Source organism: Paenibacillus sp. 10L310, assembly GCF_056395745.1.
Window position 1 is genome coordinate 305417 of the sequence record NZ_JBFTKC010000003.1, and the last position, 10923, is coordinate 316339.

At 44.8% G+C, this 10923-nt stretch carries 11 protein-coding genes; 8 read left to right on the forward strand and 3 right to left on the reverse strand.

Features of this window, described 5'->3' with window-relative positions:
- Window positions 1–2: 2 nt before the first annotated feature.
- The gene (locus tag AC1DE7_RS10485) at window positions 3–584 is read right to left on the reverse strand and encodes a TetR/AcrR family transcriptional regulator (protein WP_282321034.1); all 582 of its coding nucleotides are present in this window, start codon (window positions 582–584) and stop codon (window positions 3–5) included.
- Window positions 585–807: 223 nt separating this feature from the next.
- On the opposite strand from AC1DE7_RS10485, the gene AC1DE7_RS10490 reads away from it, so the two are divergent.
- The 3 genes from AC1DE7_RS10490 to AC1DE7_RS10500 all read left to right on the forward strand — a co-directional run bounded on the left by AC1DE7_RS10490 (window position 808) and on the right by AC1DE7_RS10500 (window position 3937).
- On the forward strand, window positions 808–1923 hold the full coding sequence (locus AC1DE7_RS10490) for an NADH:flavin oxidoreductase (RefSeq protein ID WP_477534328.1): 1116 nt from the start codon (window positions 808–810) through the stop codon (window positions 1921–1923).
- A 227-nt stretch (window positions 1924–2150) separates the two neighbouring features.
- Complete coding sequence (locus tag AC1DE7_RS10495; protein ID WP_127547607.1) at window positions 2151–3002, forward strand: AraC family ligand binding domain-containing protein; 852 nt, start codon at window positions 2151–2153, stop codon at window positions 3000–3002.
- Entirely contained in the window at window positions 2999–3937 is a 939-nt protein-coding gene (locus tag AC1DE7_RS10500; protein ID WP_477534329.1) for a DMT family transporter, read from the forward strand. Before AC1DE7_RS10495 ends, AC1DE7_RS10500 begins: the two co-directional genes overlap by 4 nt.
- A gap of 70 nt (window positions 3938–4007) precedes the next feature.
- Here the strand turns inward: AC1DE7_RS10500 and AC1DE7_RS10505 are convergent, their stop codons facing one another.
- Window positions 4008–4709 (reverse strand): pseudouridine synthase, encoded by a 702-nt coding sequence (locus AC1DE7_RS10505; protein WP_340935559.1) that lies wholly within the window; start codon window positions 4707–4709, stop codon window positions 4008–4010.
- Between the two features lie 205 nt (window positions 4710–4914).
- Here AC1DE7_RS10505 and AC1DE7_RS10510 point away from each other — a divergent pair, with 205 nt between their 5' ends.
- The 5 genes from AC1DE7_RS10510 (at window position 4915) to AC1DE7_RS10530 (ending at window position 10559) form a co-directional block, all read left to right on the forward strand.
- The gene (locus AC1DE7_RS10510) at window positions 4915–5547 is read left to right on the forward strand and encodes a DUF1963 domain-containing protein (RefSeq protein WP_340935558.1); all 633 of its coding nucleotides are present in this window, start codon (window positions 4915–4917) and stop codon (window positions 5545–5547) included.
- A 341-nt stretch (window positions 5548–5888) separates the two neighbouring features.
- A complete protein-coding gene (locus AC1DE7_RS10515) occupies window positions 5889–7097 on the forward strand; it encodes an MFS transporter (protein ID WP_477534330.1) in 1209 nt (402 codons plus the stop codon).
- Window positions 7098–7186: 89 nt separating this feature from the next.
- Entirely contained in the window at window positions 7187–8425 is a 1239-nt protein-coding gene (locus AC1DE7_RS10520; RefSeq protein ID WP_076328498.1) for an aspartate aminotransferase family protein, read from the forward strand.
- Window positions 8426–8700: 275 nt separating this feature from the next.
- Entirely contained in the window at window positions 8701–9750 is a 1050-nt protein-coding gene (locus AC1DE7_RS10525) for a zinc-dependent alcohol dehydrogenase (RefSeq protein ID WP_477534331.1), read from the forward strand.
- A 71-nt stretch (window positions 9751–9821) separates the two neighbouring features.
- Complete coding sequence (locus tag AC1DE7_RS10530) at window positions 9822–10559, forward strand: HAD family hydrolase (RefSeq protein ID WP_477534332.1); 738 nt, start codon at window positions 9822–9824, stop codon at window positions 10557–10559.
- A 142-nt stretch (window positions 10560–10701) separates the two neighbouring features.
- Here AC1DE7_RS10530 and AC1DE7_RS10535 read toward each other — a convergent pair whose 3' ends face one another.
- Window positions 10702–10884 (reverse strand): YjfB family protein, encoded by a 183-nt coding sequence (locus AC1DE7_RS10535; RefSeq protein ID WP_017687885.1) that lies wholly within the window; start codon window positions 10882–10884, stop codon window positions 10702–10704.
- Between the last annotated feature and the right edge of the window lie 39 nt (window positions 10885–10923).

Sequence of the window (10923 nt, forward strand, 5' to 3'; positions counted from 1 at the left end):
AGTTAATTCAACAATTCCAATCCACCCATCATATAAGGGACCACTCTGTTGGCTAATTCAGCCGGAGATTCCTGCCCGCCTTCAATATTCCATCGATACGTCATTCCATAGATCGACCAACTTAGCGTGGTTGCCGTAATTTTCAGCGTTTTGGGATCTACATCACCCGCTACTTTGCTCAATAATTCAAGAAGGAATTGCTCCAGTTGAGTCTTGATGTTCTCTTCAATAATTGGTGCAACTGTCTCATATTTTTTGATGCAACCATTACTTGAGACGTGATAATCACATAATGAAAATATAAGCTGCTGTATGGTTTCGGCTGATAACCGGGCATCCGGGTTCACTCTTTTCGTTACATATTCCATAAAAGCATCCGCTAAAAAGGCTTCAAGCAGTGCATATTTATCCTGAAAATGGGCGTAGAATGTAGCCCTATTAATTGTGGCTTGTTCCGTAATGTTTTGAATCGTAATGCTGTTGAAATTTTTAATATTCAATTGGTTTATAAACGCATCAAGAATTAATTGACGCGTGCGGATTACACGCGGATCATTCGAGTTTGGAGACAATACACCAGACATGTCCCAATCCTCCTTTGTACACAAAATATTTGGTTAGACTCCTTCATTATAGATAAGTGTTAATTGTTCAACAAGTGAAAGTAAGTGCAAAGACACCATACAATAATCCGTGTCTTTCGCTTAAGCAACAAAATGCTTCGATTGTTGGTTGAGCATGCCTATACACCTTGTTAAGATTGCACTTGTACCCGCTTGAAGGTGCATAATAATGGAGGTGCTTAGTTTGAGTAATCAACAACATAACGTTATTTCTACGGAGCTTCTGTTCCAACCATACACTGTTAAAAAGTTAACCCTATCCTCCCGCATCGTCATGTCCCCCATGGCTCGTGCCTTCTCCCCGGATGGTGTGCCAGGTCCCGATGTAGCTGCATATTATCGCCGACGTGCCGAGCATGGTGTTGGACTCATTATTACAGAGGGTGCAACGATTGAGCATCCGTCTGCATCAAGTGAGCCTAGGCTCCCTCATATGTTTGGAGAAGCAGCTCTTCACGGCTGGGCTGAAGTAGTCAAACAAGTCCATGAAGCTGGCGGCAAGATTTTCCCGCAAATTCTGCACTTGGGTATTACCCGCCCTTCTGGATCTCAACCTCACCCAGAAGCTGAATCTCTTAGTCCATCGGGAGTTGATATGGAAGGTACTCAAGTAGGTGCGCCCATGACGGAGGCAGAGATCGCAACTGTGATTCAAGCTTATGCAGATGCAGCAGCCAATGCACAAAGCATTGGTTTTGACGGAATTGAGCTTCACGGTGCACACGGTTTTCTGATCGATCAATTTTTCTGGAAAACAACGAATAGGAGAACAGACCGCTATGGCGGTGACCTACAGAAACGAACTCAATTCGCGGTTGAAGTTGTAATGGCAGTTCGTGCTGCGGTAGGTCCTGATTTCCCTATCGCGATGCGGATTTCCCAATGGAAGATGAATGATTATCAAGCCAGACTGTTCGACACCCCCGAACAACTGGAACAATTCCTTCATTTGCTGGTTGACGCAGGTGTAGATATCTTCCACTGCTCGACACGATGCTTCTGGGAGCCCGAGTTTGAAGGATCTGAGCTTGGATTTGCAGGTTGGGTGCGAAAGCTAAGTGGTCAAACCACCATTACCGTCGGTTCTGTGGGTATGCCAGATGAGCCTGAAGCAGGAGCAGATAAAGCAACACATCCAGGTATGAGCGAGCTTATGAAGCGTTTCGATCAACAGGAATTTGATCTGGTGGCTGTGGGACGTGCGCTTCTTGGTGACCCGACATGGGCAGTTAAAATACAGGAAGGCCGCGTATCTGAAATTCACCCTTTTACACCTGAAGCACTGGCTACGTTAAACTAAGAACAATACCTTATTGTTTCAGACATTTTTTTTCTCATATATATATAGGTTTGAACTCATGAATCAACTATACTAAGCAAAGGGCTCGCTTTCCCTCCGGGATTGCGGGTATTTTGTTTTTATAGATATCTGTCCGATCAAACACTTCGAGCAATAGCAATATCGTTCAAGAAAATTCCTTCTTTGCAACCTATAATAACGTTAACATACCAGAAAGAAGGTGCATCATGACTCGGGAAGTCCGGACTGTCGTATTTGATACCGATCTACAGCTAGAAGCTTATCAATTTGAAGGCATTATGCAGAAGTTTCCCAATCATTTTCATGACTATTACGTCATTGGATTCATTGAGCAAGGCAAGCGTCACCTCGTCTGCAACAACGAAGAATACATTCTGAATAGTGGTGACATGATTGTTTTTAATCCACATGATCCGCACGCCTGCGAACAGGTGGATGGCAGAACCCTCGATTATCGCTGTATCAACGTCCAGCCTGAGGTTATGCGAGAGTATGTGAGAGAGATTACTGGACAAGCTTACTTGCCACGGTTCACATCCCCCGTTCTCTATCAAAGTGAACTTGTGGGTTCCCTGCACGAGCTGCATCAGATGATTCTGGAAGAGCAATCGGATTTCTGCAAAGAAGAATTGTTACTCTTACTACTGGATCAATTGCTGCGAGATTATTCGGATGCTGAACCACCTGTTTCCACACAGGATGTGACCACAGAGATCAGACGCATATGTGATTACATAGAAGCTCATTACATGGAGAGCATCTCACTGAACGAGTTAGCCGATTTGACGGAGATGAGCAAGTACCACCTGCTGCGTTTATTCACTCGCCAGAAAGGGATATCACCTTACCGTTACCTGGAAACGATTCGCATTAATCAAGCCAAACGTCTGCTGGAACAAGGTCTGCTTCCGATTGAAGTAGCTGCACAGACAGGATTCAGTGACCAGAGCCATTTTACGAATTTTTTCAAAAAACTGATTGGCCTGACACCCAGGCAATATAGACGTATCTTCAATCATGATTCGGAGTTGAAACGAGCCACCACTAACATCGTATGACAAGTCATCTTGGACATCAAAACACTAAAGCCTCTACCGGACATTTACTCGCTTTGTTTACTATACTCATCTGGGGAACTACGTTTGTCTCGACGAAGGTTCTGTTGATTGACTTTACTCCAGTGGAGATTCTATTTTTCCGTTTCCTGATCGGATATTTAATACTATTATTGATCTATCCACGTTCACTGCGGATCGCCTCATTCAGAGAAGAATGGTTATTTATTGGAGCAGGACTATGTGGGGTGACGTTATATTTTCTTATTGAAAATATTGCTCTGGTGTACACAACAGCTTCCAACGTGGGTGTTATTGTCTCCATTGCCCCGTTCTTCACTGCCGTACTCGCACATTTCTTCTTAGATGGTGAGAAGTTAACTCGCCGCTTTATCATCGGATTCGGGATTGCTTTGAGCGGCATAATACTCATCGCACTGAACGGCAGTTTCATTCTGCAACTGAATCCGATAGGTGATCTGCTTGCTTTCATAGCACCTGCGGTATGGGCGATCTACTCTGTGCTAATGCGAAAAATTGGCGAGCTTCGTTATCACACCATTGGTGCGACCCGCAAGGTGTTCTTCTATGGCCTGATCTTCATGCTACCAGTTCTATTCTTGTTTGAATTCCATTGGGAACTCGGACGCTTCACAAACATGACCAATCTCTCCAATATTCTCTACCTCGGTCTGGGTGCCTCCGCGTTGTGTTTCGTGACCTGGAACCGGGCCGTAAATCTCCTCGGAGCTATCAAAACGAGTGTATATATCTATCTGGTGCCTGTCATTACTGTTGTGTCATCTGCATTGATTCTTCAAGAGCAGATAACCTGGGTGATTGTGCTCGGCGCGCTCTTAACTCTATTTGGCTCTTACATTTCAGAACAAAAAGGACACAAGCTTAACAACAAAAACACTAATCCGCATAGGGGTTAGTGTTTGCTTCATTTTTCACTGATATAACTGGACATTGTGTGTGACCACCGTTGACATGAGCAGAAGTCATTCATTTTATCTCATTTAATTGAGACAGCAGAATCTCCAGTTCCTCTTGCTCCAGATGACGCCATTGCCCCCGCTCCAGTTGATCCAGCGTAATATTCATAATTCGCACACGCTCCAGCTTGAGGACTCGGTACCCCAAGGCTTTGCACATTCTGCGGATCTGCAGGTTGAGACCTTGTGTCAGAATAATACGAAATACATTGTCACTTTGTCTATACACTTCGCAGGGCTTGGTCACCACATCCAGAATCTCAACGCCATCCGACATGGACTTTACAAATTCGTCGGTTATGGGTTTGTCTACAGTCACTACATATTCTTTATCATGATTATGCTCCGAACGCATCATCTTGTTCACAATACCTCCGTCATTCGTAAGCAAAATTAACCCCTCAGATGCCTTATCCAGCCTTCCTATCGCGAATATGCGAGAAGGATAATTCATATATTGAATGATGTTCCCCTCCACATGTTCTGCTGCTGTGCAGACAATACCGATGGGCTTGTTCAGAGCAATGTAGACAGGTTCGCTGTCATTACGAGGAATCAGCTTGCCATCAATGAGTACCACATCGTGAGGTTCAACTTCCGCCCCTTTTTCACATACCCTGCCATTGATCGTTATTCGTCCGGCCGCAATTAAACGGTTCGTTTCCCTGCGGGAGCAGAATCCCGTTTCACTTATGTATTTGTTAATTAACATGTGTCACCACTTCTCATCTATAGTATTGCCACTGGTGCTTAGAGTGCTGGTACGTTCATTCGCTTCATGCAATGAGTTAGTACCTTGTACTGATTTTCATTCCACATCATCTCATTTATACTGAAACGAAGCAATGATTGGTTATATAAAAACACATACAACGTTACATAGGAAAGGCCAAAATACACTCTGGAAGGAGCTTCTCATGTACAAAGTTACTCGAATTACAGTTGACCCCGATGATCCAAACCAAGACTCTGGCATGTGGATTGGTGGAGACACTGCATACGTGTCCGACTGGCCGCTCAACCCTGAGGGGCAGCCTTTATTACATCTGTTCTCCATTAATTGCAATACACTTTCACAGCAGGTCCATATCCCTTCTTTACCACAAGATAAATATATCTCGGTCTTCTCGACCTACTCCGCCTCCGAATACTTTCTGGATCAGGTAACCTATACGGGAGATGAGCTGGAATGGAACGAGAATATTCTCGCCGGGTGCACTTATGTCTCGGTATCTTCGCATCCACTCACTTCCGTATGTCCCGTTCCACCCATTCCGTTAAGCGGCGTACGTTTGATTGAAATGGAGTTAGACGATCAGGCATTCCCTGCATTCTCATTTTTTTCTCCCACTTTACCAAACGGTGTGAAAGGAATTGATCATTTGCTAGAGGAACATCAACTGGTGTGTCAAATATATTCCGGAGATTTTCCTGAGCCTTATCGGGATATATTGGGTCTTCCCGATGCAAACGGTTATTTATTTTTGCGAAGGGGTCCCGAGTCTGCTCACGCGCCATTCGATGGAATTTTCTTTGTACAGACTGCTTAATAGCTTACGTGGAGTCAGGTATCATTATATAAAATGGCTAATCAGAACGTTTCCCGTCTACCTAGACAGGGAACGTTTTTTTATATATGCACGTTTTACTATTCTCGATCAATACAGATGCCAAACCCTGTTAAAAGGTCATATGGATTGGATCATATTTATCCTTTCGACACGAAATCGTTTTAGAAAAAATTTAGTACAAGAAATATTTCTCTTCATCAAAATTTAACATTATTTTACAACAAAAAGCATGTACATTTGGACAATTATGGTATAAGTTATATATGAAATAAACATAAATTACATAATATAAAATTTATATCCAACTAGGAGGCGGGCTTTTGAAAAGAATATTCGCTCTAAGCTGCGGTTTTTATCTGTTAATCGGCATAACCAGCGTTGTGCTCGGTGCACTTCTTCCTGTTTTATTGTCACATTATGAGCGCGGTTACAGTGATGGCGGATTTTTGTTATTTCTGCAGTTTCTTGGATTTCTTGTCGGTGTCATCGCAGCTCCTGCCCTGACAGCCCGTATCGGAAGAAAAGCGATGCTGACCCTAGCTCTGATCTGTATTGTAGCCGCCTATATAGTACTCGGTTTTCTGCCATCCTGGTCTGTAGTTCTTCTTCTCACAATTATCGTAGGTTTCGGTTCAGGTATCATCGAACCCTCTGTAGGTGCATTCACGATCGAATTCACTGAGAATCAAAAGGCGGTCGCCATGTCCAAGCTGGATGTCTTCTTTGCTCTTGGAGCACTTCTCATCCCGGCTGTCGCTGCTTTATTCATCTGGATAGATCTGTGGCATCTTACTTTTTATACGGTGGCCATGTTGTCACTAGTTCTCATGCTGCTGTGGATTACTATGCCCCAGCCAGCCGCACTGTATCTGGAACAGGCTGGCGAGAATACAGTGGCACATGTAGCAGGTAAAGCCCGATATTCGAGAAAACATCTGGGTCTGCTGACAATCTTCGTCATCTTCTTTTTCATCTACATGGGATTGGAACTGGGATTGATGAACTTCCTGCCCTCCATTCTCGTAGAACGACTGCAGCTTCAGGAATCTGTTGCATCGCTGAGTGTCTCCATCCTGTGGATAGCGATGATCATCGGTCGTCTTTTCTCCGGGAAAATAGCGGAAGCCGTCAACTATATGCCTTTCCTGATCTGGAGTACGGTTGGCACGCTTTTGTTTACGGTCGCTATGGTATTTGTAACTGGACAGTGGACAACGTATGTACTCATTTTCGGAACCGGTCTGTTCATGTCGGGGCTGTTCTGTATCGCACTGGTCTACGCAAATGTTCTGATTCCCGGTATGACCGAGCGGACAACCAGTATCCTGATCGCATCGGGTGGTATTGGAGGTGCCATCTTGCAGTATGTGACTGGATGGAGTATGAGTACAGGGCCTGTCGTGAATACGATCTGGATTTTGGCCGGATTCTGTCTGATCTTGCTGCTCACATTGATGGTCTCTCATCTATGGACTGTAAAAAATAATGCAGTACGTACTGCTCTCGCACAACATAGCAAGGAAATGTAAACATCGTTTCTTAAGGGAGGTGATGCCCGCATCATCCGGATTGTTGAGCTTCGTTCGAGCTAGTACACCATTATATTGGAGGAAATCGTATGCAAACTTTAACCAACAACCGCTTCATAGCCGGAAAAGGGATTAAGTTGATTGACGATTCAGGTGTTGAATACCTGGACGGCGTGTCGGGAACATTCAATCTGTCACTGGGCTATAATCACCCACATGTTGTCAGCAAAATTCAGGAACAAGTCGGCAATCTGACGCATATGTCTTCCTCCTTCACCGAACCGTACGTAAATGAAGTACTTGATCACTTAATCGAATATGCTCCAAACGACATTAATGCCGGATGGATGCGGGATATCACTGGTTCAACTGCCAACGAATGTGCAACCAAAATTGCACAGAAGTATACCGAATCAACAGACATCATCAGCCTGTATCTGTCCCATCATGGGCAGACCCAATTTGCCACTGGGATTTCGGGGAATGCCTTTAGACGGAAACGCTTCCCCAATTCGGCTGTGGCTAACGCTGTCCATGTACCTGCCCCATACTGTTATCGTTGCCCATTCAAATCCTCAAATGGAGACTGCGGCTATCAATGCGTTGAAGCTATATCTGATGCGATAGAATATGCAAGTTCCGGCTCAGTCGCCTGCATGATTATCGAACCCATTCTCGGAAATGGCGGCAATATCATTCCTCCTGCCGGATATTTCAAACGACTGCGTAAACTGTGTGATGAGTACAATATTATTCTCATTGCTGACGAAGTACAGACAGGAATCGGTCGTACCGGAACCATGTTTGCCAGCGAACTGTTTGATATCCAGCCTGATATGATTACCCTTGCAAAAGGTCTTGGCGGGATCGGCGTACCTGTTGCTGCGGTTTTAATGCAATCCCGGCTGAACGTGCTCGAAAAGCACGAACATTCCTTCACCTCAGGAAGTAATCTGATCTCCGTAACTGCTGCCAAATCCACCTTGGAAGTGGTATCCGAACCCGGGTTTCTGGATGCGGTGAAACGCAAAGGTGAAATTTTGGGTGAGTTGCTGCATGAATTGGCTATGAAATACCCAAGTATCGGTGAAGCTCGTGGTGTCGGGTTAATGTGGGGGTTGGAGATTGTAGGTGACGGTAATGAACCGGATACGCTCAAAACCAATGCCATTGTTGACCGTGCTTTTACAGATGAGCATCTAATCTTGAGAAGTTCAAGATATGGATTTGGCAACGTTGTTAAGGTTCGGCCTTCCCTTACCACAACCGAAGACGAACTGGTTGAGATTGTAGAGCGGCTGGATTCAGTGCTCGCCAGCGTTAATTAAAACATTTCAATGCAACTGTTCGAAGTGGTCGTTTCGGTTACGAATCGTTCTTATGATCGCTGTTATCCACGGATTTTCTTGATTCCCTTTCCCAAGGGAAAAATCCATTGATAACATATGCTTCCGAAGTAGCTTTCTTTCAGAAAGCTTTGAGGCGAACGCTTCGCTTCTCCAGAATCGATTTCGTCCCCTTCACTACTTTCGTATCTTGTCAGAAACTGTTTTCAGATGAATCGCTATATTTATATTTTTTATAATTATAAGGAGGTTATATCATGCTTGCATTGGTATACAAATCGGCCTGGGATGTGGCGCTTGAGGAACGGCCTGTTCCGGAAATTACAAGAGATAATCAGGTGTTGGTTCGTATTCGAGCAACTGGTGTATGCGGTACCGATCTCGGTATTGTCAGCGGCAAATATCATGCGGTCCCTTCTGTCATTCTCGGTCATGAGTCTGCCGGGGAAGTCATTGAAGTTGGCTCTGCGGTTACGACATTACAACCGGGCGACCGTGTTGTAGTCGACCCTACCTACTATTGCGGACAGTGTGACATGTGCAGAACAGGCAGACAAAATCATTGCACACACAAGTCTGTTACCGAGACAGGTGTAAGTGCTGACGGAACATTTACAGATTATTACGTGACCGAGGATCGTTTTTTGTACAAATTGAAGGATCATGTGAGCTATGAAGAAGCAACTTTGACGGAACCACTCAGCTGTATGCTGACCGGGATTAATCAGATTCATCTACTGCCGAATTTCAGAACAATCATCCTCGGTGCAGGCCCGATTGGCATTCTGTACAGCTACGCACTCGCTTCGAAGGGGGTTACCGGCTGTCTGGTCGACATCTCCGAAGAGCGCTTAGCCATTGCCGGTTCCATTACACCTGATCGTTGGGAAGTTCATTCATCCTTCGAAAATGCAATAGAATCACTGTCACCCGCAACCCATCAGGTCGATATGATCGTGGATACAACAGGTGTTGTGGGCACACAAGTACTTTCCCAGCTCGCCAGTGGCGGTTATCTGATGCTGGTTGGTCTGAGAGATGGAAATACTTCTTTCAATCCCAAGGAAGTCGTGGACCGTAGTTTAAAAATTATTGGTTCCATTGATTCTCTGGGAACATTTGCAACCGCACATTATATGATTGAACAAGGGATTATTCCGGCAAAAAAAATCATCACCCACTCCTTCCCGTTGGAGGATTACGAAGAGGCATTCCGCACACTTGGCTGCGATATTCAGGGACGCACACTTCAAGCCTCTTCACATGCCATTAAAGTTGTGTTGCAATCCAGCGGTTCCAGTTTCTGAAGTGGAACGTTAACCATGAATGGATTACATTAGAGACATATGTTTACACAATCCTGGAGGAGGAATACAACATGGCAGCGAACAAAGAATCTAACGGACTGGGAGCGCCCAATGATGACATCATTCAAGCGGTCATTTTTGACATGGATGGTGTACTGATTGACAGCGAACCGATTTATTTTGAGATTGAGCGCAGCTCTTTTACCCATTTTGGAGCCAGGGTGACTGATGAAGAACATCATAACTATGTAGGAGTTACGCTGGAATCCATGTGGCAGCAGGTATTGGACAAACATCAGCTGACAGCTACGCTGGAAGAAATATTTGCTTATCATCAGCATAATGTGATGCAAACGATGCTCGCCCATTCGAATCTGACGGCAATGCCTTCCGTGGAACGCTGGTTAAGCTGGCTGCATGAGCAACATATACCCATAGCCGTTGCTTCTTCCTCTCCACGTGCACTGATTGATTTGATCATGGACAAGACCGATCTTGGACAATACTTTGAGGTGAGAATGACAGGTGAGGAAGTTACAAACGGCAAGCCGGCACCAGATATTTTCCTGACCACCGCTGAGATGATTGGTGCATCTCCTTCGAATTGTCTAGTGATCGAGGACTCGCGCAATGGTGTCCAAGCCGCCAAAAGTGCAGGCATGCGCTGCATCGGATATCGTAATCCGGGATCAGGCAATCAGGACTTGTCCAAAGCCGATCTTCAGATTTCCAGTTACGATGAGTTATGGACATTGAAGGATACACTGCCCTTTGAAGGCAGATTGCCAAGCTTGTCAAAGTTTCGCTGAGAAGATTGTAATAAAAAGATCATAATTTCGGAATGTATTTAGAAAAAAAACAACCCAAACGGCTTCAATTCATTCGAATTGGAGCTGTTTGGGTTTTGCTTGCTGCAATGGGTGTTACATGAGGACACATGCTGTATTTCAACTAAACCGAAAGATCGAGACTTCCACCCAGATTGGGATGAGGAGCAGGCATTGACTTCAACATTTCTGCCATCTGCTGGCCTTGCTGCTGTGCCATGTCTTTTGTAATCGACATCACTTGCAAGCTTGCCGACTGCACTACTGAAGCTTGGCTCATCGCCATTGATAATGCTGCAATATCCATGTTCTGCACTCCTTTCACTTTCTGATTACATAGATGTAC

Coding starts and splice junctions, on each gene's coding strand:
- AC1DE7_RS10485 (WP_282321034.1), bottom strand. CDS start 584: ATGTCTGGTGTATTGTCTCCAAACTCGAATGATCCGCGTGTAATCCGC.
- AC1DE7_RS10495 (WP_127547607.1), top strand. CDS start 2,151: ATGACTCGGGAAGTCCGGACTGTCGTATTTGATACCGATCTACAGCTA.
- AC1DE7_RS10500 (WP_477534329.1), top strand. CDS start 2,999: ATGACAAGTCATCTTGGACATCAAAACACTAAAGCCTCTACCGGACAT.
- AC1DE7_RS10505 (WP_340935559.1), bottom strand. CDS start 4,709: ATGTTAATTAACAAATACATAAGTGAAACGGGATTCTGCTCCCGCAGG.
- AC1DE7_RS10510 (WP_340935558.1), top strand. CDS start 4,915: ATGTACAAAGTTACTCGAATTACAGTTGACCCCGATGATCCAAACCAA.
- AC1DE7_RS10520 (WP_076328498.1), top strand. CDS start 7,187: ATGCAAACTTTAACCAACAACCGCTTCATAGCCGGAAAAGGGATTAAG.
- AC1DE7_RS10525 (WP_477534331.1), top strand. CDS start 8,701: ATGCTTGCATTGGTATACAAATCGGCCTGGGATGTGGCGCTTGAGGAA.
- AC1DE7_RS10530 (WP_477534332.1), top strand. CDS start 9,822: ATGGCAGCGAACAAAGAATCTAACGGACTGGGAGCGCCCAATGATGAC.
- AC1DE7_RS10535 (WP_017687885.1), bottom strand. CDS start 10,884: ATGGATATTGCAGCATTATCAATGGCGATGAGCCAAGCTTCAGTAGTG.